The following is a 25,107-nucleotide window of genomic DNA, read 5'->3' on the forward strand; positions in this document are numbered from 1 at the left end:
CCCGCTCTGCTCTCCCCCGCTCTGCTCTCCCCCGCTCTGCTCTCCCCCGCTCTGCTCTCCCCCGCTCTGCTCTCCCCCGCTCTGCTCTCCCCCGCTCTGACAGTTCCCGCTCTGACAGTTCCCGCTCTGACAGTTCCCGCTCTGACAGTTCCCGCTCCGGTCGAGAGTGCCCGCTGCGCCGGTCACTCTCGACCGGAACGGGAACACTCGCGCGCGAGGCAAAAAAACACCCTCGTTCACAAGCACGAGGGTGTTTTCTTGACGGCGGGAAGTTCAGGCAGCCGCCCCTACTCCCATTCGATGGTCCCCGGCGGCTTGGACGTGACGTCGAGCACGACGCGGTTGACTCCCGACACCTCGTTCGTGATCCGGTTGGAGATCCGCGCCAGCAGGTCGTACGGCAGGCGGGTCCAGTCGGCCGTCATCGCGTCCTCCGACGACACTGGGCGCAGCACGATCGGGTGACCGTAGGTGCGTCCGTCGCCCTGCACCCCGACGGAGCGCACGTCGGCGAGCAGCACCACCGGGCACTGCCAGATCTCACGGTCGAGGCCCGCGGCCGTCAGCTCGGCGCGCACGATCGCATCCGCGTGGCGCAGCAGGTCGAGCCGGTCCTGGGTGATCGCACCCACGATCCGGATGCCCAGGCCGGGTCCGGGGAACGGCTGGCGCTGCACGATCTCGGCCGGCAGTCCCAGCTCGGCGCCGATCGCTCGCACCTCGTCCTTGAACAGCGTGCGCAGCGGTTCGATCAGCTCGAACTGCAGGTCCTCCGGCAGGCCGCCCACGTTGTGGTGGCTCTTGATGTTGGCCGTGCCACTGCCGCCGCCGGACTCGACGACGTCCGGGTAGAGGGTGCCCTGAACGAGGAAGCGGATCGGGTCGCCATCCGTTTCGGCCGCTTCCCGGATCAGCTCGGCCTGGGCCTGCTCGAAGGTGCGGATGAACTCGCGGCCGATGATCTTGCGCTTGGTCTCCGGGTCGCTGACGCCCTCGAGCGCGGTCAGGAACTGCTCCCGCACGTCGACGGTGACCAGGCGCACGCCGGTGGCCTTGACGTAGTCTTCCTCGACCTGGCGGCGTTCGTCCTGCCGCAGCAGGCCGTGGTCCACGAACACGCAGACGAGCTGGTCACCGATGGCCTTGTGCACGAGGGCGGCGGCCACGGCGGAGTCCACGCCGCCGGAGAGCCCGCAGATGACCTTGCCGGTGCCGACCTGGGCCTGGATGCGGGCCACCTGTTCGGCGATCACGTTGCCGCTGTTCCAGTCGCCGGGGATGCCGGCGGCGCGGTGCAGGAAGTTCTCGAGCACGTTCTGGCCGAACTCGGAGTGCTTGACCTCGGGGTGCCACTGCACGCCGTAGAGCCGGCGCTCGTCATTCGCGAAGGCGGCGACCGGGGTCGACGCGGTGGAGGCGAGCACCGAGAAGCCGGCGGGGGCCTTCGACACGGAGTCGCCGTGGCTCATCCACGCGGTCTGCTCGGCCGGCTGCCCGGCCAGCAGCGCGTTGCTGCTGTCGGTGACGCTGACCGGGGTCGCGCCGTACTCGCTCTGTCCGGTGCGGGCGACCTCGCCGCCGAGGGTCGTCGCCATCACCTGGAAGCCGTAGCAGATGCCCAGGATCGGGATGCCCAGGTCGAAGATGGCGGGGTCGAAGGTGGGGGCACCCTCGGCGTAGACGCTCGAGGGTCCGCCGCTGAGCACGATGCCGAGCGGGTTCTTCTCGGCGACCTCGGCCGCGGTGATCGAGTGCGCGACGATCTCTGAATACACGGATGCCTCCCGCACCCGGCGGGCGATCAGCTGCGCGTACTGGGCGCCGAAGTCCACCACCAGGACGGGGCGGGCTCCGGTCTGGGCGGCCACGGCGCTCATGAACGGGCCTGCTCGGTCGCGGCGGCGGCACCGGTGCCGGTGCCGGTGCCGGCGGCCTCACGGCTCGCCAGGAAGGCGGTGACCTCACGGTCGACGCGCACCTCGAGGAAGAACGACAGGGTCGGGATGATGCCGCCGAGCGCGATCAGCAGGAAGCGCGGGAACGACCAGCGCATCAGGCTCCACAGCTGGAAGTCGCTGAACAGGTACAGCACGTACAGCCAGCCGTGCACGATCAGGATGCCCGTGCTCAGGTTGAACGCGGTCACCGTACCCCGGTCCACGAGGGCGAGGAATCCGTTCGGACCATTCACCTCGAGCTCCAGCTGAAGGACGAACTTCAGGAAGACTTCGACGCAGAGCAACAGCAGGAAAACACCGGTGATGATCGAGGACACCCGGTAGAGCCGGAGCGCACCGGAGATTTTCGGGATGTCGGCGGGCTTTGGTTCAAGAGGCATGCGCCAATTCTAGACGGCCTCCGCCGCGGCGATGGCGGCCTGCTCCTGCTCGCGCTCCCAGGCATCGCGCGCGAGCCGGTACCAGAGGAACACGGCGAAACCGGCGAAGACGGCCCACTCGAGGGCGTAGAAGATGTTGAGCCAGTTGATGGAGGCATCGCTCACCGGCGCGGGCGAGTCGATCCTGGCCAGGCCGGCGGCGGCATCCGTGTCGACGATGTACCCGGCGTAGACGGACTGGTCGGTGAAATCCCTCCACTCGTTGATCAGGGCGGCGGTCGAGACGGTGGTCTGGGTGTGCGGGTCGCGCGTCTCGTCAGGCACGACGGGGGCCTCGGAGGGCACGAACCGCCCGGTCAACGTCTGCGCCTGACCGGCCGGCGCGGCGGCGAACTCGTCGATGGCCGCGGCGGCCGCCCGCTCGGTCGGCGCCCAGCCGCGCGCCACGGCGATGTTCGCGGCGTCGTCCGCCGTGATGAATCGGCTGACCACCCAGAATCCGCTGGCGCCGCCGTTGAAGCGGTCGCTGATCAGTTGCTCGTCGCCGGGCAGGAACGACCCGTCCACGGTGACCAGCTGGCCCGTGGCCGCCTCGCGCGGCGGGCCGTCCGGCGGCACGGCCTCGGCGAGAGGCTGCACGGTCTCGGTGGTGCGCTCCACGACCTCGCCGGAGGCGATGGCGCGCTCGAGCTGCCACCGGCCGAGGAGAGCGAAGGCCGCCGCGACCAGCAGAGCCAGGAGCAGGGCGAGGATCCAGCGTGGGCGGAGCATGGTCTTGGTCATGAGTAGTCCCCTGTTCCGGCGCCGCGACCGGAGTCGCGCGGCGGCTTCTCGGCCGGGCCGGCGTCGCTGGTGAAACGGTCGGTGACGAAATCGAGCATGGAGTCGGAGGCGCTCGGTTCGTCTTGCGCGCCGGGCTCCGAGCCCGGACGGGCGCGGGCGGCGACCCGCTCGGCGGCCCGCTGGGTCTCTGGGCCGGGCGTGGCGCCGGTGTCGGCGGTGACGGCTTCGACCAGCGCGATTTCCTCGGCCAGCATCGCGTCGACGGGGCGCCTGGGCACCGGAACCGCGTTCCTGCGGCGCCGGAGGGCGGCCCCGATCTTCTCCGAGTTCGCGGCGAACAGCGGCCCGAGGATGGCCATGGTGAGCACGTACAGACCGGCGAACGGCTGCAGGCGCTGGTCGAGGCCAGCGCTGACCGAGAGGGTCGCGAGGATCAGCGTGAATTCGCCGCGATTCACGAAGATCGCCGCGGTATTCAGGCCCTCCCGGGCACCCATGCCGTGCAGCCTGGCCATCAGCATCCCGGATACCAGGCTCAACACGAAGGTCATCGCGACGGCGAGCAGCACGATGGTGATGACCGATCCGAATTCGGCCACGTTGAGGGCGAGGCCGAAGTTGAGGAAGAAGAAGGCCCCGAACACGTCACGCAGCGGAACCGCCACGCGCTCGATCCGGCCGCGGTAGGTGCTCGCGCCGAGCACCACCCCGATCAGGAAGGCGCCGATCGCATCCGTCACCCCGATGATTTCCCCGATCCCGGCGAAGAGCACGGCGAGCCCGAAGAAAAGGATGGTGAACAGCTCGTCGTCCTTGGTACGCATCAGCCGGGACACCACCTTCGCCCCCCAGCGGGCGACGGAGAACATGACGACGAGGAAGAGGAACGCGATGCTCAGCTGCAGCACGATCGGCCAGATCTCGGTCTTGCCGCTGAGCACGACGGAGACGATCGCCAGGTAGATCGCGATGAAGATATCCCCGACGACGGTGACGCCGAGGATCATCGGCGTTTCCTTGTTCGCCAGCCGGCGCAGTTCGATCAGCAGCTTGGTGATGATGGCGCTCGAGCTGGTGCCGGTCATCCCCGCGATGACGAGGGCCTCCCGGGTGCCCCAGCCGACCATGAGGCCGAACCCGAAGCCGACGCCCATGTTGATCAGCACGTAGGATCCGCCGGAGATCAGGAGTTTTCCGGCGTCGCCGAAGAATGCCTCCTGGTCGAATTCGAGTCCCAGGCTGAACAGGAGCAGGATCAGGCCGAAAATGGCGATCAGTTCGATATCCGCCGAGTGGAAGTTGAGCGGGAACCAGCCGCTGTTCGGGCTCGCCAGGAGCCCCACGATCATGTAGATCGGGATGGACGGCAGCCCGATCAGTTTTCCGGCGCGGCCCAGAACGTACGCGACGACGAGCAGGATGCCAAGAGTGATGAGGTCTTCGCCGAGGTTCATCGGTTAGCCCCCGGGCGGCGCATCGACGGTCTTGGCCCTGACCTCGCCGGTGCGGAAGAACGCGAAAGCCTTCGCGACCTTCTCCGGCGAGCCGGCGACGACGAGCGTGTCGCCGGGGAACACCCGGAAGTCGTGGGCGGGCGCCGGGTTGGCGGACTCCCCCCGCACGACGGCGACCACGGTGAGGCCCGCGATGCCGCGGTCGGCCGGGTTCCCCAGCGTCTGGCCGGCGATGTGGTCTTCGTAGTCGACGGTGAACCAGTCGATGCTGAGGCCGGGGATCTGGTCGAGCGCGGTGAGCGACTCGGTGATCTGGGTGCCGCCGAGCAACTCGGCCAGGGTGTGCGCCTCGTCCTCGTTCAGGCGCAGGGACACCTTGGCGGCGTCGGGCCCGCCCTCGTCGTCCGCGAACGTGATGAGGTCGCTGTGCCCCGAGCGGTGGGCGATCACGCCGACCTTGCCGCCGTCATCCGTGATGAAGGTGTGGAGCACTCCCACGCCGGGAAGTTTGACCCGCCTAACGTCAACCATGGTTACGACTCCTGAGACTTGAGGGCAGTCGGGCCAGTCTACCGGAGTGCACTCCCACGCTCGCCGGACGCCGGCCGCCCCGCCCCGCACCGCTCTGCCCTAACCAATTCGACGGAGCTCTTGCTCTAAAAAGCGCCGTGGGGCGCATTCCGGCCCGAAATCGGCAAAATCTCCGTCGAATTGGTTCAGGCGCGGGCGGGCTGGCGGGAACGACGCGGGAACGACCAGCGGATGCGGCGAGCGCGCCGCATCCGCTGGCCCTGGCCTACTTCGTGGCGACGATGTCGGGGGCCTCGAGGCGCACCCGGTCGGCGGACTCGTCGTCCGGCTGCTTCTGCGACGCCCGTTCGGCCGCGACCCGCTTGAGGTAGTGGCCCACTTCGCGCTGTTCCCGGGCCTCGTCCCAGCCGAGCACCCCGGCGAGCAGGCGGGCCGCCACGGGAGCCGCGGACACGCCGCGATCCCAGGCCTCGATCGAGATGCGGGTGCGCCGGGCGAGCACGTCCTCGAGGTGCAGGGCGCCCAGGTGCGAGGCCGCATAGACGACCTCCGCCTCGATGTAGTCGTCGGCCCCCGGCAGCGGGTCGGCCAGCGACGGTGTCTCGCGGATGAGGTCGAGCAGTTCGTCGGTCAGGGTGCCGTAGCGGTTCAGCAGGTGCTCGATCCGCACCGTGTGCAGGCCGAAGGCCCTGGCGATCCGGCTGCGCTTGTTCCACGCGGCCTGGTAACCCTCGGCCCCGAGCAGCGGGATGTCGTGCGTGGTCGATGCCGGAATCCGGCCGTCGAGGGCAGCGACGGCCGCGTCGATCGCATCCTTCGCCATCACCCGGTAGGTGGTCCACTTGCCGCCCGCGATCACGACCAGTCCCGGCACGGAATGGCCGACGAGGTGCTCCCTGGACAGCTTCGACGTGCTCTCCGATTCCCCGGCCAGCAGGGGCCGGAGTCCCGCGTAGACCCCCTCGACGTCTTCCCTGGTCAGCGGCACCCGCATCACCGTGTTGACGGTTTCGAGCAGGTAGTCGATGTCCGCGGCCGTGGCCGCCGGGTGCGCCTTGTCCAGGTGCCAGTCGGTGTCGGTCGTGCCGATCAGCCAGTGCCGGCCCCAGGGGATCACGAACAGCACGCTCTTCTCGGTGCGCAGCAGCATGCCCATCGCCGATTGGAACCGGTCCCGGGGCACGACCAGGTGGATGCCCTTCGAGGCCCGAACCTTGAACGTGCCGCGTTCGCCGACCATGCGCTGGGTGTCGTCGGTCCAGACCCCGGTCGCGTTCACGACCTGCTTGGCCCGCACCTCGAACCGCTCGCCGGTCTGCAGGTCGTGCGCGTGCACGCCCACCACCCGCTCGCCGACCTTGATGAACCCCTCGACGCGCACCCGGCTGGCCGCGTGCGCGCCGTAGAACGATGCCGTGCGCACGAGCGAGGCCACGTAGAGCGCGTCGTCGACCTGGGCGTCGTAGTACGCGATGCCGCCGTGCATCGCGTCGTCCCGGAGGCTGGGCACGAGTCCCCGCACCTGCCGCTTGGACAGGTGGCGGTGATGCGGCACCCCGGGCGGACGCCCGCCGGTGTAGGAGAACAGGTCGTAGAGCAGCATGCCGGCGCCCACGTAGAAGCGTTCCTTGAACCGGGTCGTGAGCGGGTAGAGGAAGCGCACCGGCTTCACCAGGTGCGGCGCGATGCGCTGCAGCAGAAGGCCGCGCTCGATCAGGGCCTCCCGCACCAGCCTGAAGTCCAGCTGTTCCAGGTAACGGATGCCGCCGTGCACCAGCTTCGACGACCGGCTCGACGTGCCCGACGCCCAGTCCCTGGCCTCAAGGATGCCGACGCTCAGGCCCCGGGTCACGGCGTCCAGGGCCGCACCGGAACCGACGATGCCACCGCCGACGACGAGGATGTCGAGCTCTTTCCCCTTCAGCCGCTCCAGTGCCGCCGCGCGCTCGTCCGGGCCCAGTTTCCTGGACCGGGACACCGAGTTGCCTGTTGCCATGTGCTCACTCCCATCGAATGGTGTGGTGCTTACCCTGACGCTAGTTCACTCGGTACGGCGCGACAACTACCGGTGCCTAGTTCCCGCGGTACGGCGCGACGACGACCTCGACCCGCTGGAATTCCTTCAGGTCGGAGTAGCCGGTCGTGGCCATCGAACGGCGCAGCGCGCCGACGAGGTTCGCGGTGCCGTCGGCGATCGGGGTGGGGCCGTAGAGGATGGTCTCGAGCGGGGCGAGGGCGCCCACCTCGACGCGCTTGCCGCGGGGCAGCTGCGAGTGGTGCACCTCGGCGCCCCAGTGGAAACCGCCGCCGGGGGCATCCGTCGCCCGGGCCAGTGCGGTGCCGAGCATGACGGCGTCCGCGCCGCAGGCGATGGCCTTGACGATGTCGCCGGAGGTGTTGAGGCCTCCGTCTGCGATGACGTGCACGTAGCGTCCGCCGGACTCGTCCATGTAGTCCCGGCGGGCGCCGGCCACGTCGGCGACGGCCGTGGCCATCGGGGCGTGGATGCCGAGAGAGGCGCGGGTGGTCGAGGCCGCACCGCCGCCGAAGCCGACGAGCACCCCGGCCGCGCCGGTGCGCATGAGGTGCAGGGCAGCGGTGTAGGTGGCCGCGCCGCCCACGATCACGGGCACGTCGAGCTCGTAGATGAACTTCTTGAGGTTGAGGGGTTCCTGGTTCTGCGACACGTGCTCGGCGGAAACCGTGGTGCCGCGGATCACGAACAGGTCGACGCCGGCTGCGACGACGGTCTCGTACAGCTCCTGGGTGCGCTGCGGCGACAGGGCGCCGGCCACGGTCACGCCGGCCGCGCGGATCTCGGCGAGACGCTCGGTGACCAGGCTCGGCTTGATCGGCTCGGAGTACATCTGCTGCATGCGCGCGGTGGCCAGGTCGGCGGGCAGTTCTCGGATCTCGGCGAGGAGGGGTTCCGGGTCGTCGTAGCGGGTCCAGAGGCCCTCGAGGTCGAGCACGCCGACGCCGCCGAGCTGGCCCATCATGATGGCCGTCTTCGGCGACACCACGGAGTCCATCGGCGCCGCGAGGAACGGGATCGCGAACTGGTACGCGTCGATGGTCCAGCTGACCGACACGTCCTCCGGGTCGCGGGTGCGCCGACTGGGCACAATCGCGATGTCGTCGAAGGCATACACGCGGCGAGCGCGCTTGGAACGGCCGATCTCGATTTCCATGTTCCCAGTTTAGGTGCCGCCGACTGCCTCGGGGCGAACGCCGGGCAGGCGGGGCACGCGACCTCGACGCCGAACGGGAGTTGGGGCATCCTGACGTCATGGATGTCGCCGCCGATCCGTTGTCCTTTCTCCGCGAACGCACGAGCATGAAATGGCGCAGTTACCCCCCGGACGTGCTGCCGCTGTTCGTCGCTGAAATGGACTTCCCTCTCGCCGAGCCGATCCAGGACGCCCTGGTGGCGGCGGTGCGGCGCAGCGACACCGGCTACATCGCCCCGGCCAACGGACTCGGTGCGGCCTTCTCCGGGTTCGCCGGCCGCCGCTGGGGCTGGCGGGTGGACCCGGAGCAGGTGACCAGCACCACGGATGTCAGCGTCGCGATCGTCGAGACCCTGCGGCTCCGGATCCGGCCGGGCGACGCGGTCGTGATCACTCCCCCGGTCTACCCGCCGTTCTTCGACCTGGTCCCCGAGGCCGGCGGGCGGGTGGTCGCCGTGCCGCTCCTCTCGGGGCAGGCCGGCTGGAACCTCGACCTGGACGGGCTGGAACGGGCGTTCATCGACGGGGCGCGGTGCGTCCTGCTCTGCAACCCGCACAACCCGGTCGGGCATCCGCACACGGTGGAGGACCTCGTGGCGCTGGCCGAACTGGCCGCGCGCTACGGCGTCACGGTGATCAGCGACGAGGTGCACGCCCCCCTCACCTACGGCGACGCCGTCTTCACCCCCTACCTGTGCGTGTCGGCGGAGGCGGCGGAGCACGGCATCTGCGTGACCAGCGCGAGCAAGGCCTGGAATCTGGCCGGGCTCAAGTGCGCGGTGATCGTGACCGGCTCAGAACGGATGCGCGGACTCGTCTCCGCCCTGCCGGTGGAAGTCGGCTGGCGCACGAGCCAGTTCGGGCTGATCGCGGGCATCGCCGCCTGGCAGCACGGTGAGCCGTGGCTGGGCGGGGTGATCACCGCGCTGCAGGCCAACCGGCTGCTGCTGGCCGGTCTGCTCGACGCGCAACTTCCGGGCGTGGGCTACCGGCAGCCGGGAGCGGGCTACCTGGCCTGGCTGGACCTGCGGAGCCTGGGCTGGGGCGACGACCCCGCCCTGGTGGCGCTCGAGCGGGGCCGGGTGGCGCTGAGCCCCGGCCCGAAGTTCGGCCTGCCGGGCCTGGGCTACGCGCGCCTCAATTTCGGTTGTTCTCCCGAGGTTCTCGGCGAAGCGGTCTCCCGCCTCGCCGCATCCGTCTGACCGATCCCGAGCCCCAGGCGCGCCGGTGCTCGAGCCTGCCGAGACCCGCCGAACAGTGAGCAACGCCCCCAAAAATTCAAGAAACGGGGGCGAAACTCACGGCTCGGCGAGGAAGGTCAGCGGCGGTAGTTGGGTGCCTCGACCACGATCTGCACGTCGTGCGGGTGCGACTCCTTCAGCCCGGCGGCGGTGATCCGCACGAACTTGCCCTTCTGCTTGAGCTCGTCGATCGTGCGAGCGCCCACGTAGAACATGGACTGGCGCAGGCCGCCGATGAGCTGGTAGGCCACGGCGGACACGGGGCCGCGGTACGGCACCTGGCCCTCGATGCCTTCCGGGATGAGCTTGTCGTCGGAGGGGACATCCGACTGGAAGTAGCGGTCCTTGGAGTAGGAGGTCTTCGTGCCGCGGCTCTGCAGCGCGCCCAGCGAACCCATGCCGCGGTACGTCTTGAACTGCTTGCCGTTGACGAAGACGAGCTCGCCGGGGCTCTCGTCACAGCCGGCGAGGAGGGAACCGAGCATGACGGTGTCCGCTCCGGCCACGAGGGCCTTCGCGATGTCGCCGGAGTACTGCAACCCGCCGTCGGCGATGACCGGGATGCCGGTCTCCCGGGCCGCGAGCGACGCCTGGTAGACGGCGGTGATCTGCGGAACGCCGACGCCGGCGACGATGCGGGTGGTGCAGATGGAGCCGGGGCCGACCCCGACCTTGATCGCGTCCGCACCGGCGTCGATGAGCGCCTGGGCGCCGGAGCGGGTCGCCACGTTGCCGCCGATGACGTCGACCGCGGCGAAGGCCGGGTCGGTCTTCAAACGGCGGATGATGTCGAGCACGCCGGCGCTGTCGCCGTTGGCGGTGTCGACGACGAGCACGTCCACGCCCGCGTCGAGCAGCGCGGTGGCTCGCTGCCAGGCGTCACCGAAGAAGCCGATGGCTGCGCCGACGCGCAGGCGACCCGCGTCGTCCTTCGTCGCGAAGGGGTATTCCTCGCTCTTGTCGAAGTCCTTGACGGTGATCAGGCCCGTGAGCCGGCCGGCGTCGTCGACGAGGGGAAGCTTCTCGATCTTGTGGGTGGCGAAGATGGCGACGGCGTCCATCGGCGCCATGCCGACCTTGCCGGTGATCAGCGGCGCCTTCGTCATCACCTCGCGCACGAGCGTGGTGTGCTTCTTCGTGCTGGAGACGAAGCGCATGTCCCGGTTGGTGATGATTCCGACGAGCACGCCGTCGGAGTCGACGACCGGGAGGCCGCTGATGCGGTACTGCCCGCACAGGGCGTCGACCTCGGCCACGGTGGCGTCGGGCGAAGTTGTTACCGGATTGGTAATCATGCCGGATTCGCTGCGTTTGACGAGGTCCACCTGCTCGGCCTGGTCCGAAATGGACAGGTTGCGGTGCAGCACGCCGAGGCCGCCTTCGCGGGCCATGGCGATGGCCATCCGGGTCTCCGTGACGGTGTCCATCGCGCTGGAAAGCAGCGGTGTGGCCACGCTGATCCGACGCGTCAGCCGAGACATAGTCTCGGCTTCACTGGGAATGACGTCGGTGTGCCCCGGCAGAAGCAGCACGTCGTCGTAGGTGAGCCCGGTGAAACCGAACGGATCTGGCTGATCCATGTAACCCCTTTTTCATACGCGGAAAGATAGGAAAAAATCCGGGAATCCGAGGGACCCAACCGGTTCATCAATGTTAAGCGACATTGCGCTCCCCGCATTCCGCGTACGAAGATCTAGGGAGTGTTGACCCACGTCGTAACATCGGCGACATATTCTTCATTTACTGTCAACAAAGATGTTGGCAGGTGAGACCCGGGGCACGCTCGGTCACAAACCCAACGGTGCCGCCATGGAGGTGCAGTGAATTCCACTGAAGCTGTTCGCAGATTCTCACCCAGAATGCTGGTGATCTTTCTCGGTCTGCTCTTCGCAGCCTTGACGATGTCCACGTTCGCCACGCTCTCCGCCGCGCCGGCTCACGCCGACGAGGTCGGAACGGACAAGTACGACTACGTGCTCGCCGGCAACGTCCAGTTCAACCAGAAACCGCTCGACGGCGTGCTGATCACCGTCAAGGGCTCCGGCTACGAGGCATCCGTGAAGACGGGCGTCGACGGCAAATGGAAGGTGGGCGTGCCCGAGAAGGCCACCTACTCCGTGGCGCTGGACGAGGACACCCTGCCCAAGGGCGTCATCGTCGCCAAGGGCGGCAGCGTCATCAAGGCGGAGTTCGGCCTGACCAAGGTCAAATCGGTCAACTTCTTCCTCGGCGAGGGCAAGCGCTCCACGGTGAGCTTCTTCGACCAGTTCGTGAACCGATTCGTGAACGGGCTCAACTTCGGCCTTCTCCTCGCCCTGGCGGCGATCGGGCTGTCGTTGATCTTCGGCACCACGGGCCTGAGCAACTTCGCCCACGCCGAGATGATCACCTTCGGCGCCCTGATGACGCTGCTCTTCTCCGTCACCCTGCACGTGCCGGTCTGGGCGGCGATCATCATCGCCATCCTGCTCAGCGCCGGGCTCGGCTGGAGTCTCGACGCGGTGATCTGGAAACCGCTGCGGCGCAAGGGCGTCGGCCTGATCCCGCTCATGATCGTGAGCATCGGCCTCTCCCTCGCCCTGCGCTACGTCTTCCAGTTCTTCGTCGGCGGCGGCACGAGCCAGCTGCCGGGCTCCGGACTGGCCGACATGAAGCTCGGTCCGATCCGGCTCTCCGTGATCGACCTCGCCAGCATGGGCATCAGCATCGTGGTGCTGCTGGCGGTCTCCTTCTTCCTGCTGCGCACCCGCATCGGCAAGGCGACCCGCGCCGTCTCCGACAACCCCAGCCTGGCCTCGGCCAGCGGGATCGACGTCGACGGCGTCATCCGGATCGTCTGGGTGGTCGGCGGCGGTCTCGCCGGGCTCAGCGGCATCCTGTGGGCCTACTTCCGGCCGGGCGTCAGCTGGGACATGGGCTTCCAGATCCTGCTGCTCGTCTTCGCGGCGACCACCCTCGGCGGTCTCGGCACCGCCTTCGGTGCCCTGATCGGTTCGATCATCGTCGGCCTGTTCGTCGAACTGTCGACGCTGTGGCTTCCCTCCGACCTTAAATACGTCGGCGCACTTGTCGTGTTGATCCTGGTGCTGCTGCTTCGGCCGCAAGGCATCCTGGGTCGCAAAGAGAGAATTGGCTAGAAGGGCATCCGATGATCGACTGGGGAGCAATCTTTAGCAACGCAGCCGTCGAGCTGATCAGCCCGACCACCGCCGCCTACGCCCTCGCGGCGCTCGGGCTGGCGATCCACTTCGGCTACACCGGCCTCCTGAACTTCGGCCAGGCCGGCTTCATGGCCCTCGGCGCCTACGGCTTCGCCATCTCCACCCTCAGCTTTGGCTTCCCTGTCTGGGGTGCCGTGCTGGTGGGGGTCGGCGCATCCGTGGTCTTCGCCCTGATCCTGGGCATTCCGACCCTCCGTCTGCGGGCGGACTACCTGGCGATCGTGACGATCGCCGCGGCCGAGATCGTGCGGCTTCTGTTCACGACGAACACCTTCGAGCCGCTCACCGGCTCGGCGAACGGGCTGAGCGGGTACAAGGGCGGCTTCAGCTCACTCAACCCGATCCCGGAGGGCACGTACGGCTTCGGGCCGTTCGAGTACAACGCCTACGACTGGTGGCTGCGCATCGTGGCCTGGACGATCGTGGTCCTCGCCTGCCTGTTAACCTGGCAGATCATGCGCAGCCCGTGGGGTCGCGTGATCAAGGGCATCCGTGAAGACGAGGATGCCGTGCGCGCCCTCGGCAAGAACGTCTACTCCTACAAGATGCAGTCCCTGATTCTCGGTGGCGTGTTCGGCACGATCGCGGGCATGATCTTCGTGCTCCCCCGAGCCGTGGTGCCCTCGAACTACCAGACCTCGCTGACGTTCTTCATCTACGCGATCCTCCTGCTCGGCGGCGCGTCGACGATTCTCGGCCCGGTCATCGGCTCGATGATCTTCTGGGTGTTGCTCTCTTTCTTCTCCGGCTTCATCGCCCGAGCGGTGGAGGCGGGCTGGCTGCCGTTCATGACCAGCATCCAGGCCGGCCAGCTGCGGTTCATCCTCGTCGGCGTCGCAATCATGCTCATCGTCATATTCAGACCGCAGGGCATCTTCGGAAACAAGAAGGAGTTGGCCTTTGTCAAATAACACCGTTCCGAGCAACAAGCCGATCAAGTCCACGGATCTGCACATCGGCGAGGCCGCACCCGGCTGCAAGAAGAGAGACCCGATCCTGGTGGCGGATGGCGTGAGCCGCACCTTCGGCGGCCTCAAAGCCGTCGACGTCGACCATGTGGAGATCCCCCGCGGTGCCATCACGGCGCTCATCGGGCCCAACGGCGCCGGCAAGACCACCCTCTTCAACCTGCTCACCGGCTTCGACAAGCCCGACACCGGTTCCTGGACCTTCGAGGGTCGGTCCCTCTCCGGCATGCCGGCGTTCAAGGTGGCCAGGATGGGCCAGGTGCGCACGTTCCAGCTCACGAAGGCGCTGGGCCTGCTGACCGTGATGGACAACATGCTGCTGGGCGCGAAGGGCCAGACCGGGGAGAACCTGTTCCGGGCGATCTTCCCCTTCTTCTGGCGCAAGCAGGAAGAAGACAACCGGGCGCGCGCCATCGACATCCTCGAGCGCTTCAAACTGGACACCAAGAAGGACGACTACGCCGCGAGCCTGTCCGGCGGGCAGCGCAAGCTACTCGAAATGGCGCGGGCCCTGATGAGCGAACCGACCCTGGTGATGCTCGACGAGCCGATGGCCGGGGTGAACCCGGCGCTGACCCAGTCGCTGCTGGACCACATCCTGAACCTGAAGACGCAGGGCATGACCGTTCTGTTCGTCGAACACGACATGCACATGGTGCGCCACATCGCGGACTGGGTCATCGTCATGGCCGAGGGCAAGGTCGTCGCAGAGGGCGACCCGCACGAGGTCATGCGCAACCCCGCCGTGATCGACGCCTACCTGGGCCAGCACCACGACGAAGACCTCGGCGAGGATCCTGCGGCCGAAACCGAACATGTCGAAGCCATTAAGGAGCTGCTCGATTGACGAACTCCAGCCCGACCGCCCCGCCGGTCTACGTCCCCACCGGGGAACCCGTCGTCGAGGTCAAAACGGTCACGGCCGGCTACCTGCCGGGCGTGAACATCCTGAACGCGTGTTCGCTGACCGCCTACGACGGTGAACTGATCGGCATCATCGGCCCGAACGGCGCCGGCAAGTCGACGCTGCTCAAGTCGATCTTCGGCCAGGTCAAGGTGCGCGAGGGCGAGATCCTGCTGCGCGGTGAGAACATCACCAACCTGAAGGCGAACAAGCTCGTGGCCAAGGGCGTCGGCTTCGTCCCGCAGACGAACAACGTCTTCCCGACCCTCAGCATCCAGGAGAACCTGGAGATGGGGATGTTCCTGAAGCCGAAGGGCCTGCACGAGCGGCTCGAGTTCGTCACCGAGATCTTCCCGGAGCTGAAGAAGCGGCTGCAGCAGCGGGCGGGTTCGCTCTCGGGCGGCGAACGCCAGATGGTGGCGATGTCGCGGGCCCTGATGATGGGCCCGCACGTGCTGCTGCTCGACGAGCCCAGCGCCGGCCTGTCCCCCGTGCGCCAGGACGAGGCGTTCCTGCGGGTCAAGGAGATCAACAAGGCCGGCGTGACCACGATCATGGTGGAGCAGAACGCGCGCCGCTGCCTGCAGATCTGCGACCGCGGCTACGTGCTCGACCAGGGCCGCGACGCGTACACAGGCACCGGCCGCGAGCTGCTGAACGACCCCAAGGTGATCGGCCTGTACCTGGGCACCCTGGGCCAGGACGACTGACCCGGCACACCCGCACCACCCGCACACAGAAGCGGCGCCCGAGAGATCCTCGGGCGCCGCTTCTGTGTGCCCGGTGCGCGGCTCCTGCGTGCCCGTGGGCGGCTCCTGGGTGCCCGTGCGTTACCCGTCGTTGTACCGGTGCGCCGTCGCGGCTCGCGGCGCACGGCGCACGGCGCACGGCGCACGGCGCACGGCGCACGGCGCACGGCGCACGGCGCACGGCGCACGATGTGGCCCGGGGCGCAGGTTCTAACCTGCGCCGGCGTGCACAGCGTGCGCCGCGACATCCGTGGCCGGATACGGCCTCACCGGGACGGGGCCGGCCGACACCGTGGCCGGGGTCCGGGTGCACAGAAGCGGACTCGCGGCCGTCGGGTCCGGGGGCGCGTCATCGCCGCTCGAGCTCGACACTTCCGGTCGACTTCGTCACGTGCGCGAGTCGAACTCGATCGGAAGTGGCGAACTCGCCGGAGGTGCCCAAACAACGGATGCGCGCCGTGGCTGTCGGGCTCGTGAGCCGGTGGCTCGTGGCTCGTGGCTCGTGGCTCGTGGCTCGTGGCTCGTGGCGCACGATGTGGCCCGGGGCGCAGGTTCTAACCTGCGCCGGCGTGCAGAGCGTGCGCCGCGACATCCGTGGCCGGAGACGGCGTCACCGGGGGCCGGACCGTGCCGCCACGCACCGCCGGCGCCCCGCCCCGCCCGAGCATGGCGCCCGGAGTCCCGGGCACGACGACCGGGCACGAAGAAGGGCCCCGACCGGAGTCGGGGCCCTTCCTGATCACTAATCAGTCGGTGACTGGTTCGTGACTAGTTGATGCGTGCGTAGGTGTTGTCCGCTGCGTACTCGTAGACACCGATGGTGGCCTCGGTCGGGTCGCCGTACTCGTCGAACGTGACCGGCCCGGAGAAGCCGTCGTAGTTGACCTGGTCGCCGGCGGCGAGGGCCTTGGCCGCCGCCTTGAAGTCGGTGACCTTGGTGCCGTCGCCGGTTCCGCCGGAAACCTGGCGCAGGTACTTGGAGATGGTCGTACCCTTGACGTCGTTGGCCGCGTACGCCGCGAGGGCGACGAGCATGACGGCGTCGTAGGACTCGGCCGCGTAGCTGAAGTCGGTCAGGGTCGGGTCGACCGCCTTCAGACGGTCGGTGAAGTCACCGAGCGTTCCGACGTCCAGGCCGGGCAGGGTTCCCTTCGAGCCGGCGACGAGCCCCGGAGCGAAGTCCTTGCTGTAGTCGGCCAGGTTGCCGTCCACGAAGTAGAGCTTGTCGCCCGGGAAGCCCGATCCGACTAGCGCGGGGGTGATGACCTTGGCCTGGTCGAACGTGACCAGGGCGATCGCATCCGGGTTGGCCGCGGTCACTTCGGAGATCTGAGCGGCGAAGTTGGAGTCACCCTCGTTGAACAGCGACTTGGCGACGACCTTGCCGCCGGCGGCTTCGAACGCCGCGGTGGTGGAGTCGGCCAGGCCGGTGCCGTAGGAGTCGTTCAGCACGATCAGGCCCAGGGTGCTGTTGCCGTCCTCGGCGATCTGGTTGCCCAGGACTTCGCCCTGCAGCAGGTCGGAGGGGGCGGTGCGCCAGTAGAGGTCCTTGTCGGCGTACTTCGTGAAGTCGGCCGAGGTGTTGGCCGGCGAGAACTGCACGACGCCGGCACCGGTGATCTGGTCGATCACGGTCTTGGAGACGCCCGAGGATGCCGCACCGATGATGGCGGAGACGTCCTGGGAAAGAAGGTCGGTCACCGACACGGTCGCGGTGTCCGTGGTGGTGTCACCCGAGTCCCGGTAGACGGGCTCGATCTTCATGCCTAGGTCGGCGTCGTTGATGTCCTTGACGGCCAGCGCGACACCGGCCTCTTCGGGCGGGCCCAGGAAGGCGAGGGCGCCACTCTGAGGAAGGACGGTGCCGATCTTCAGGGTGAGATTGCGGTCACCGGCTTTGATGGTCTGGGCGTCACCGCTCGCCGCGGGCGACTCCGACGCAGCGGGTTCAGCAGCATTGCTGCTGCAGCCGGTGAGCAGAAGTGCACTGACGCCGACCATGGCGACTCCAGTGACGACGGCCCGGACTGAGCGGGAGGCCGAGGCCTTCGCGAATACGCTCATGTTGCTCCTTGGGACTAGGAATGAGAAATGCCGGCGGTCGAATGACTGCCGTTCTGTCACATTATTGACAGGGAACGCACGAAACAAGGCAACCGTGTTACATCCGTGTAACGCGGACCAAATCGTTATCGGCGGCCGATGACGCTCGCACCGGCGATCTGTTGCGCGTGAGGCGTCGCCGCCGCACGGATCCGGCCTCAGGCCGGCTCGAGCGACGAACGGCGGGGCGCCCGCCCGGTCAGGACCATGTCGGCGGTAAGCACGACCAGGGCCAGCCAGACCAGGCCGAATCCGGCCCACCGCTCGGGCGGCATGGGCTCGTGCAGCACGAAGACGCCGACGAGGAACTGCAGGATCGGTGCGAAATACTGGATCAGGCCGAGGTAGGTCAGCGGCAGGCGACGGGCCGCGGCGGCGAAGAACAGCAACGGAACGGCCGTGATGACGCCGGCCAGGAGCAGCAGCACGGTGTGCCACGGCGAGACCGTGCCGATGGTCAGGCCGGAGACGGCGCCCACCACGATCAGCTGGACCACGGCCAGGGGCGCGAGCCAGACGGTTTCGAGCGTGAGACCGGCGACGGCATCGACGTCCCGGCCGACCCGCTTCTTGATCAGACCGTAGAAGCCGAAAGAGAAGGCGAGAACGAGCGACACCCACGGAAGCGCCCCGTACCCGACGGTGAGCACGACGACCGCCCCGAGGCTGATGCCTACGGCCACCCACTGCAGCAGACGGAGCTTCTCCCGCAGCAGCAGCACGCCCAGGAACACGGTCACGATCGGGTTGATGAAGTAGCCCAGCGCCGCCTCGACCACATGGCCGCTCAGCGCCGCGAACACGTAGGTCTGCCAGTTGATGAAGATCAGGAGCCCGGCCAGCCCCATGGTGAAGACGATCCGGCGTTTGCGCAGCAGGCCCAGGAACGACCGCCACTTGCGGGTGACCGTGATCAACAGGGCGCAGAAGACCAGGGAGAACAGCACCCGCCAGGGCACGATCTCGAAGGCCCCGGTCGGTGCCAGCAACAGGAAGTAGAGGGGCAGCATGCCCCAGAGCGTGTACGCCAGAACCGCATAGATCAGGCCCGTGCTCTGCTCCGAGCGCGCCGGGCGCGCGGCACCCCGGGAAGGCGGAAGGGGCGTGTCCTGCACGTTCGTGCCTCTCTCAAAACGAAGAATCCCGGATGGCCAGGGCCATCCGGGATTCTATCGATCAGTGTGTGTGACTAGCGAACGACGACTGCGAGCACGTCGCGAGCCGACAGGACGAGGAGGTCCTCACCACCGAACTTGACCTCGGTTCCGCCGTACTTGGAGTAGATCACCTTGTCGCCGACGGCGACGTCGAGCGGGATGCGGTTTCCGTTGTCGTCGATCCGGCCGGGACCGACGGCGACAACTTCACCCTCCTGGGGCTTTTCCTTGGCGGTGTCAGGAATGACCAGACCTGAAGCGGTGGTCTGCTCTGCGTCGACCTGCTTGATGACGATGCGATCCTCGAGCGGCTTGATGGAGACCGACACGGTTGACCTCTTTCTTAGCTAAGACTTAGTTAGCAGACTCACAGCGAGAGTGCTAAGTCGAGTTTAGGGCGCTTCTGGCACTCACGCAACGTGAGTGCCAGACCCGGCCGAGTTGATAGGTTTGCGGGATGGAACGCTCTGAGCTCGTTGAGCTGTTATCTCCGGAGGGTTTGCGCCTGCTGGACTCGCTGCCGCCGTACGAATCGGCCGCCAACGTGGTGCGGGTGGTGAGTGATCTGCGCAAGGCCGGCCACGCCCCCGGGCTGGTGGCCGCGGTTCTGGGCCAGTCCCGGCTGCGCGCCAGGGCCGTGCCCAAGTTCGGCGAGTTCGCCGGCCGCATGCTGTTCACCGAGACCGGCCTCGAACAGGCCACCCGGCTGCGCGTCGCGGCCCTCCACGCGGGCCGCTTCGCGGGCGCCTCGCTGAACCGCGTCGTCGACCTCGGCTGCGGGATCGGCGGTGACGCAATGGCCTTGGCGGCGATGGACCTCGAGGTGACCGCGGTCGACGCCGACGAGGTGACGGCCACCGTCGCCAGCTTCAACCTGGCCCCGTTCGAGAACGCGACCGTGCTGAACGCCGACGCCGAGAGCGTCGACCTCACCGGTTTCGACGCCGCCTGGCTGGACCCCGCCCGCCGCACGGCCGGGCACACCAACACCTCCCGCCTGACCCGGCCGGAGGACTACTCCCCCAGCCTCGACTTCGTCTTCGGCCTCCGCGAACGGATGCCCATCGGCGTCAAGCTCGGCCCCGGGCACGACCGGGAGCAGATCCCGGTCGACGCTGAAGCGCAGTGGGTGTCCGTGGACGGCAAGCTCGTCGAGATGGCGCTCTGGTTCGGCAGCCTGGCCCGCACCGGGATCCGCCGGTCCGCCCTGCTGCTGGGTCGGGACGGGAGCCATGAGCTGAACGCCCCGGCCGACAGCGAGGACGCCCCGGTGGGGGTGCTGGGCGACTACCTCTATGAGCCGGACGGTGCGATCATCCGTGCCCGCCTGATCGGCGACCTGGCCCGCTCGCTGGACGCGCTGATGCTGAGCGAGTCCATCGCCTACCTGACCTCCGCCAGCCTGGTGCGCACGCCGTTCGCCACCGCGTTCCGGGTGCTCGAGACCCTGCCGGTCGACGAGAAGAAGCTGCGCCTCGCGCTGCAGGAACGCCGGATCGGCACCCTGGAGATCAAGAAGCGCGGCGTGGACGTGGACCCGGCCACCCTGCGCACCCGGCTGCGGCTGAAGGGGCCGGAGTCAGGAACGCTCGTCCTGACGCGGGCCGCCGGACACCGGGTGGCCCTGCTGGTCGAGCGGGTGTCGGCGCTCAGCTGACGGCGGACATCAGCACGAGGGTGATGACCAGCACCCACCCGGCGGCGATGAGCAGGCCCGCGAGACCGGTGACCAGGCCGTAGACCCAGAGCGCGCCCGACCGGTGCTCCGTGGCGCGGGCCATGATCGCCAGGACGATCGCGGCCAGCGACAGGGCGGCACCCCAGACGCCGAAGATGGCGACCAGCAGTCCCAGCAGGCCGAAGACGAGCGCGGCGACGGACAGGCCGTGACGCTCGGCGTGGGCACGCAGCTCGGTGTCCGTGTAGACATACGGCACCCACTCGGTGGGAGCCGTCACCGTCGACTCATAGTCCAGTTCGCCCTCGACCGAAGCCGGCGGTCGGGTGAGGTCGAGCCGGAAGTCGTCGACGTCGTCCGACGGGTCCCGGTACTCCCCAACCATTCCTGCTGCCTCCGACATGCTGTAAACGGGCGCCGCCGCATCCGTGCGCCCGAACGGTGCGCCGGTCAGGCACCCGCGGTGAAACTCAGTACGAGTAGCTGTTGGGCATGCTGGCGAAGATAACGGCCCAGATCAGGATACTCGCCAACGCCAGGGCGACGCCGACGAACCCGGTGATGATGCCGGTCAGCCAGAAGCCCCGGGCCTGCGGTTCCTTCGACCGGCCGAGGAACCCCAGCACGACGGCCGCGGCCGGAACGAACAGCCCGAGGATGCCGCCCGCGATCGGGATGAAGACGATCGGGAACCCGAGGATTCCGATCACGCCGGCCACGAGCGAGAGGATGCTGAAAATCGGCTGCTTGGCCGCCGGCGCGCCCCCGTAGGGATCCGAGGACGGGGCGCCGTAGGCGGGAGGCGGGGTCGTCGGAGCGCCGTAGTAGGCGGGTGGCTGGGTCGGTCCGGCCGACGGCGGGGTCGGAGCCGGGGTCGGCCCGGCCGGGGGCGGCGTCGGGGGTCCGTACCCGGGTGGGGGCGTCTGGCCGCCGGAGAACGGCGGCACGGGCTGGGCGGTGGACGGCACGGGCTGGGCCGGCCGCACGGGCTGGGCGGCGGGCGGCACATCCGCGGACTGGGGAATGTCGGGGACCTGGGGCACGTCCGGCACCTGGGGGACGTCGGGGACCTGCGGGACGCCGGGGCCGGGGGTATTCGAATCACTCATCTGAGTTGCTTCCTTTCCGCACGGCGTCTGCCGTGATCGGGTTCCAGTGCGTCAGCTGTGCCGGAATCCTGGTGTCGAGATTCCGGTTTTCGTTCACATGTTGTTGAGGATGGTCGGGTCGCTGGCGATCGCGAGGACGAGCAGCCCCCCGATGATGACCGAGAGAACCAGGCTCGCGTAACCGATGATCAGGCCGGCAATCGCGAGGCCGCGGCCCTTCTCGCCGGTCTTGCCGATCTGGCTCAGGGCGATGTGGCCGGTGATGATGGCGGCCAGAGAAATCGAGAGCACCGCGGTCACCAGCGAGATGATCGCCAGCACGTTGTACTTCTCGGACGAGCCCTGCGCAGCGTACGGCTGCGGGTACGCCGCGTTCTGCCCGTAGGCCGGTGCAGCCTGAACCTGGGGCGTGCCGGGCGCCGGGTTCGCGGGGGCCGCGGGCGGCTGGAACATCGGCGGGGTACCCGGCGTCAGGTTGGGGTCGGTCATGGCGAAGCTCCTTCTGGACAGAACTGAACATCTGGGCAAGTGAACATCTGGCGGTGCCATAGTGGCACCCCGCCAGATGGGGTGTCAACGGACCAGACGAACGGCGCCCGTGCAAGCCAGAATACCCGGTCGGAGCGTAAACACCGCTCTGGCCGGGACTTAGACCTGGATCTCCGAGACCGGAAGGGTCGAATCCGCGCCGAACTCCATTGACGAGGGCTCGTGCCCGGCCATGATCAGTTGGGCGCCGAGCGCGGCGATCATGGCGCCGTTGTCGGTGCAGAGCGACAACGGCGGGATGCGCAGGGCGATTCCGGCGGCATCCGTGCGTTGCTCGGCCATCAGACGCAGCCGGGCGTTCGCGATCACCCCGCCGCCGAGCAGGAGCCGCGGCACCTCGAGGTCGACGCAGGCCGCGACGGCTTTGGTGAGCAGGATGTCCACGACCGCCTCCCGGAAACTGGCCGCGACGTCTGCGACGGGCACGGTTTCGCCCGCGTCGCGCTTCTGTTCGACCCAGCGGGCGACCGAGGTCTTGAGCCCGGAGAAGGAGAAATCGTAGCGGTGTTTGGCCATGTCCTTGGTCTGACTCAGACCACGGGGGAAACGGATGGCGGAAGGGTCGCCCTCCAGCGCCGCCCGGTCGATCTGGGGCCCGCCGGGGTAGGGCAGGCCGAGCACCCGCGCCACCTTGTCGAACGCCTCGCCGGCGGCATCGTCGATGGTCTCGCCGAGGAGTTCGACGTCGGAGACCAGGTCGCGCACCAGCAGCAGAGAGGTGTGCCCGCCGGAGACGAGGAGCGCGATGGTCGGGTATTCGAGGGGTACGGCGGTGTCGGTGGCCCCCATCCGGAGCACGTCCGCCCCGACGTGGCCGACAAGGTGGTTGACCGCGTAGATCGGCTTGCCGAGCGACAGGGCGAGGGCCTTGGCGGCGGCGACCCCGACCATGAGCGCTCCGGCCAGCCCGGGGCCGCTGGTGACGGCCACGGCGTCGATCTCGTCCAGGCGGATGCCGGCCTCCAGCGTTGCCGCCCGGATCGCGGGCACGAGCTCCTCGAGGTGCGCGCGCGCGGCCACCTCCGGCACGACTCCGCCGTAGCGGGCGTGCTCGTCCATCGATGACGCGATCGTGCTCGAGAGCAGGGTGGTGCCGCGCACGATCCCGATCCCGGTCTCGTCGCACGAGGTCTCGATGCCGAGGACGAGCGGATTGGAGCGGTTCATTCGGCGGCCTCCGGCGCGAGGGTTTCCGACGTCAGGGGCTCCGGTGTCAGGGGCTCCGGTGTCAGGGACGAGACGGGCAGAGGCACGTCGAGTCGCATTACGATCGCGTCGACGTTGTCTGGCTGGTAGTAGCCGCGGCGCACTCCGATTTCCTCGAAACCGAGCCGCCGGTACAGCTCCTGGGCGGAGGGGTTGTCGGCGCGCACCTCGAGGAAGACCTCGCGGACGCCCCGCTTCCGTGCCTCCGCGATCAGGCTGAGCATCAGGGTGCGGCCGAGCCCGTGGCCGCGGGCGTGCTCGGTGACCGCGATGGTCTGGACGTCGCCTTCCCGGGCGCCGCGAGGGGCCAGCAGGCCGGCGTAGGCCTCGATCCGGTCGGGCGAGTCGGGTGGGAAGGCGACCAGGTAGTAGCAGTTCGGGTCGGCGACGTCGCGCGCCATCGCCTCGGCGGACCAGGCGTCGGTCGCGAAGATCCGGCTCTCGAGCGCCATGATCGCGTCCACAGCGGCGGCGCCGGCACGGCGCAGCTGCCAGGTCATCTCAGCTCACCCGTTTCGGGCCGTTGGACAAGGTGACGTCGGGAGAGCGCAGGTAGATCGCTTCGTCACCGGCGAACGGATGCCCGTGCGCCCACATCAGTTCGGCCACCAGGCCCAGGTCCGCCGCGGAGACGGTGGCCGCGTCGTGGCGGGGCACCCCGGCGTGGTCCCAGTCGTCCTCCAGCAGCACGGCGGGTTTGGCCACACCCGGCCCGGCGACGCGGATCGGCAGGCCCGCGGCATCCGCCCCGCTGTACACCGACCAGTTGACCTCGCGGCGGCGCGCATCCGTGACGACGACGAGCCCGCCGATATGGCCGTCGCGGTACCGACCGAAGGCGACGGCGTCGTGGCTGACGACGGGTACGAACGGCACCCCCGCCCCCAGGGCGAATACGCGGGCGGCGGCGATGCCGACGCGCAGCCCGGTAAACGGGCCCGGGCCCATTCCGCCGACCACTCCGGAGAGGGCGGCGACCGGCAGATCGGCCTCGGACAGGCAGGCGGCGATGAGCCGGCCGATCACCTCGGCGTGGCGCATGGTGTCGCCGGTTTCGTGGTGGGCGATGACGCCGCGGTCGAGGTCGACGAGGGCGACGCTCGTGCCGGCGGAGGTATCGATGGCGAGAAGCACCTCCCCAGCCTATTCGCTGCGCCTCCCCGCCATCTCACCGCCCGCCCCCGCGCCCGCCCTGCCCTGCTCTGCCTGCCCTGCCTGCTCACGCCCGCCCGAGCGAATTCGACGGAGATTTTGGGGTTTTGGGCCGAGTTGTGCCGCTTAGAGGCTTTTTAGAGCAGAATCTCCGTCGAATTCGTTGGGAGCCCAGCGGGGGCCGTGGGGCGTGAGGGTGACCGTGCGGGGCTCGTCGAGGTCGAGCACCTCGGCGGGGTCGCCGGTGACGGATGCCGGGGCCTGCGAGGCGCCGACCGGCCGTTCGATCTCGATGTCCAGCCAGGACTCGGTGATGCCGTCGAGCATGCCGCGGCCCCACTCGACCACCACGATGGAATGCGCGAAGTCGATGTCGAGGTCGTCGAGTTCGACGGCGCTGGACAGCCGGTAGGCGTCGACGTGCACCAACGGCGGCCCGCCGACCGTGCTCGGATGGGTGCGGGCCAGCACGAAGGTGGGGCTGGTGACCGAGCCGCGCACGTGCAGTCCCTCGCCGAGGCCGCGGGTGAACGTGGTCTTGCCTGCCCCGAGCGGCCCGGTCAGCACGACCAGGTCGCCGGCGCGGAGCAGCGCGGCGACCTCGGCACCGAAATCGTGCATGCTGTCGGCGTCCGGGATTGTTCTGCGCATGTCGGGACCCTCAGCGTGCGGCACGGTCGGCGGCGCGCGGCGTGGCGGCCGGCGGCGTGGCGGGCTGCGTGGCGGCCGGCGGC

General features: G+C 68.7%; 24 protein-coding genes. 6 read left to right on the forward strand and 18 right to left on the reverse strand.

All coding sequences use genetic code 11. The annotated features are described in order from the left end of the window. Positions 1 to 287: 287 nt before the first annotated feature. The 7 genes from guaA to E3T37_RS08335 all read right to left on the reverse strand — a co-directional run bounded on the left by guaA (position 288) and on the right by E3T37_RS08335 (position 8,297). Positions 288 to 1,877, reverse strand: coding sequence for a glutamine-hydrolyzing GMP synthase (guaA, locus tag E3T37_RS08305; protein WP_134366334.1), 1,590 nt, complete (start codon positions 1,875 to 1,877; stop codon positions 288 to 290). Then, entirely contained in the window at positions 1,874 to 2,338 is a 465-nt protein-coding gene (locus E3T37_RS08310) for a DUF3817 domain-containing protein (protein ID WP_134366335.1), read from the reverse strand. The genes guaA and E3T37_RS08310 overlap by 4 nt, the downstream gene beginning before the upstream one ends. A 9-nt stretch (positions 2,339 to 2,347) precedes the next feature. Beyond that, positions 2,348 to 3,121: an SURF1 family protein gene (locus E3T37_RS08315; protein WP_134366336.1), complete on the reverse strand. Its 774-nt coding sequence runs from the start codon at positions 3,119 to 3,121 to the stop codon at positions 2,348 to 2,350. Beyond that, entirely contained in the window at positions 3,118 to 4,575 is a 1,458-nt protein-coding gene (locus E3T37_RS08320) for a cation:proton antiporter (RefSeq protein WP_134366337.1), read from the reverse strand. The genes E3T37_RS08315 and E3T37_RS08320 overlap by 4 nt, the downstream gene beginning before the upstream one ends. A 3-nt stretch (positions 4,576 to 4,578) precedes the next feature. Further along, positions 4,579 to 5,106, reverse strand: coding sequence for a cation:proton antiporter regulatory subunit (locus E3T37_RS08325; RefSeq protein ID WP_134366338.1), 528 nt, complete (start codon positions 5,104 to 5,106; stop codon positions 4,579 to 4,581). A gap of 265 nt (positions 5,107 to 5,371) precedes the next feature. Continuing rightward, positions 5,372 to 7,102 carry a glycerol-3-phosphate dehydrogenase/oxidase gene (locus E3T37_RS08330; RefSeq protein WP_166787183.1) on the reverse strand — a complete coding sequence of 577 codons (1,731 nt, stop codon included), beginning with the start codon at positions 7,100 to 7,102 and terminating at the stop codon, positions 5,372 to 5,374. Between the two features lie 76 nt (positions 7,103 to 7,178). Further along, the gene (locus E3T37_RS08335; protein ID WP_134366339.1) at positions 7,179 to 8,297 is read right to left on the reverse strand and encodes a GuaB3 family IMP dehydrogenase-related protein; all 1,119 of its coding nucleotides are present in this window, start codon (positions 8,295 to 8,297) and stop codon (positions 7,179 to 7,181) included. Positions 8,298 to 8,395: 98 nt separating this feature from the next. Between E3T37_RS08335 and E3T37_RS08340 the strand changes: the two genes are divergently transcribed. Then, positions 8,396 to 9,538, forward strand: coding sequence for a MalY/PatB family protein (locus E3T37_RS08340; RefSeq protein ID WP_134366340.1), 1,143 nt, complete (start codon positions 8,396 to 8,398; stop codon positions 9,536 to 9,538). A gap of 116 nt (positions 9,539 to 9,654) precedes the next feature. Here the strand turns inward: E3T37_RS08340 and guaB are convergent, their stop codons facing one another. Next, complete coding sequence (gene guaB, locus E3T37_RS08345) at positions 9,655 to 11,157, reverse strand: IMP dehydrogenase (RefSeq protein ID WP_134366341.1); 1,503 nt, start codon at positions 11,155 to 11,157, stop codon at positions 9,655 to 9,657. A gap of 279 nt (positions 11,158 to 11,436) precedes the next feature. Here guaB and E3T37_RS08350 point away from each other — a divergent pair, with 279 nt between their 5' ends. Genes E3T37_RS08350 through E3T37_RS08365 form a run of 4 tightly spaced genes read left to right on the forward strand, consistent with a single transcriptional unit; the run spans position 11,437 to position 15,380 of the window. Further along, on the forward strand, positions 11,437 to 12,714 hold the full coding sequence (locus tag E3T37_RS08350) for a branched-chain amino acid ABC transporter permease (protein ID WP_134366342.1): 1,278 nt from the start codon (positions 11,437 to 11,439) through the stop codon (positions 12,712 to 12,714). Between the two features lie 14 nt (positions 12,715 to 12,728). Next, positions 12,729 to 13,709 (forward strand): branched-chain amino acid ABC transporter permease, encoded by a 981-nt coding sequence (locus E3T37_RS08355; protein ID WP_134366354.1) that lies wholly within the window; start codon positions 12,729 to 12,731, stop codon positions 13,707 to 13,709. Then, positions 13,699 to 14,613: an ABC transporter ATP-binding protein gene (locus E3T37_RS08360; RefSeq protein ID WP_134366343.1), complete on the forward strand. Its 915-nt coding sequence runs from the start codon at positions 13,699 to 13,701 to the stop codon at positions 14,611 to 14,613. The genes E3T37_RS08355 and E3T37_RS08360 overlap by 11 nt, the downstream gene beginning before the upstream one ends. After that, entirely contained in the window at positions 14,610 to 15,380 is a 771-nt protein-coding gene (locus tag E3T37_RS08365) for an ABC transporter ATP-binding protein (protein ID WP_134366344.1), read from the forward strand. Before E3T37_RS08360 ends, E3T37_RS08365 begins: the two co-directional genes overlap by 4 nt. 807 nt (positions 15,381 to 16,187) lie before the next feature. Here E3T37_RS08365 and E3T37_RS08370 read toward each other — a convergent pair. The 3 genes from E3T37_RS08370 to groES all read right to left on the reverse strand — a co-directional run bounded on the left by E3T37_RS08370 (position 16,188) and on the right by groES (position 19,008). Further along, positions 16,188 to 17,483, reverse strand: a complete 1,296-nt coding sequence (locus E3T37_RS08370; RefSeq protein ID WP_134366345.1) for an ABC transporter substrate-binding protein — start codon at positions 17,481 to 17,483, stop codon at positions 16,188 to 16,190. A gap of 197 nt (positions 17,484 to 17,680) precedes the next feature. Beyond that, entirely contained in the window at positions 17,681 to 18,637 is a 957-nt protein-coding gene (gene rarD / locus E3T37_RS08375; RefSeq protein ID WP_241975876.1) for an EamA family transporter RarD, read from the reverse strand. 74 nt (positions 18,638 to 18,711) lie between these two features. Next, complete coding sequence (gene groES / locus E3T37_RS08380) at positions 18,712 to 19,008, reverse strand: co-chaperone GroES (protein WP_066597535.1); 297 nt, start codon at positions 19,006 to 19,008, stop codon at positions 18,712 to 18,714. Between the two features lie 128 nt (positions 19,009 to 19,136). Between groES and E3T37_RS08385 the strand changes: the two genes are divergently transcribed. Continuing rightward, a complete protein-coding gene (locus E3T37_RS08385; protein ID WP_134366346.1) occupies positions 19,137 to 20,336 on the forward strand; it encodes a methyltransferase domain-containing protein in 1,200 nt (399 codons plus the stop codon). Here E3T37_RS08385 and E3T37_RS08390 read toward each other — a convergent pair. The 7 genes from E3T37_RS08390 to tsaE all read right to left on the reverse strand — a co-directional run bounded on the left by E3T37_RS08390 (position 20,329) and on the right by tsaE (position 25,024). Further along, positions 20,329 to 20,742, reverse strand: coding sequence for a hypothetical protein (locus tag E3T37_RS08390; RefSeq protein ID WP_134366347.1), 414 nt, complete (start codon positions 20,740 to 20,742; stop codon positions 20,329 to 20,331). The genes E3T37_RS08385 and E3T37_RS08390 overlap by 8 nt on opposite strands. 85 nt (positions 20,743 to 20,827) lie before the next feature. Beyond that, positions 20,828 to 21,466, reverse strand: a complete 639-nt coding sequence (locus E3T37_RS08395) for a DUF4190 domain-containing protein (RefSeq protein WP_134366348.1) — start codon at positions 21,464 to 21,466, stop codon at positions 20,828 to 20,830. A 93-nt stretch (positions 21,467 to 21,559) separates the two neighbouring features. Then, positions 21,560 to 21,955: a DUF4190 domain-containing protein gene (locus E3T37_RS08400; RefSeq protein ID WP_198417495.1), complete on the reverse strand. Its 396-nt coding sequence runs from the start codon at positions 21,953 to 21,955 to the stop codon at positions 21,560 to 21,562. Between the two features lie 159 nt (positions 21,956 to 22,114). After that, positions 22,115 to 23,182: a tRNA (adenosine(37)-N6)-threonylcarbamoyltransferase complex transferase subunit TsaD gene (gene tsaD, locus E3T37_RS08405; RefSeq protein WP_134366349.1), complete on the reverse strand. Its 1,068-nt coding sequence runs from the start codon at positions 23,180 to 23,182 to the stop codon at positions 22,115 to 22,117. Next, positions 23,179 to 23,721 (reverse strand): ribosomal protein S18-alanine N-acetyltransferase, encoded by a 543-nt coding sequence (gene rimI, locus E3T37_RS08410; protein WP_134366350.1) that lies wholly within the window; start codon positions 23,719 to 23,721, stop codon positions 23,179 to 23,181. The genes tsaD and rimI overlap by 4 nt, the downstream gene beginning before the upstream one ends. A gap of 1 nt (position 23,722) precedes the next feature. Then, the gene (tsaB, locus tag E3T37_RS08415) at positions 23,723 to 24,355 is read right to left on the reverse strand and encodes a tRNA (adenosine(37)-N6)-threonylcarbamoyltransferase complex dimerization subunit type 1 TsaB (RefSeq protein WP_134366351.1); all 633 of its coding nucleotides are present in this window, start codon (positions 24,353 to 24,355) and stop codon (positions 23,723 to 23,725) included. A 144-nt stretch (positions 24,356 to 24,499) separates the two neighbouring features. Next, complete coding sequence (tsaE, locus tag E3T37_RS08420; protein WP_134366352.1) at positions 24,500 to 25,024, reverse strand: tRNA (adenosine(37)-N6)-threonylcarbamoyltransferase complex ATPase subunit type 1 TsaE; 525 nt, start codon at positions 25,022 to 25,024, stop codon at positions 24,500 to 24,502. Between the last annotated feature and the right edge of the window lie 83 nt (positions 25,025 to 25,107).

The sequence above is a fragment of the Cryobacterium sp. TMT2-10 genome (assembly GCF_004403075.1).
Taxonomy (GTDB): domain Bacteria; phylum Actinomycetota; class Actinomycetes; order Actinomycetales; family Microbacteriaceae; genus Cryobacterium; species Cryobacterium shii.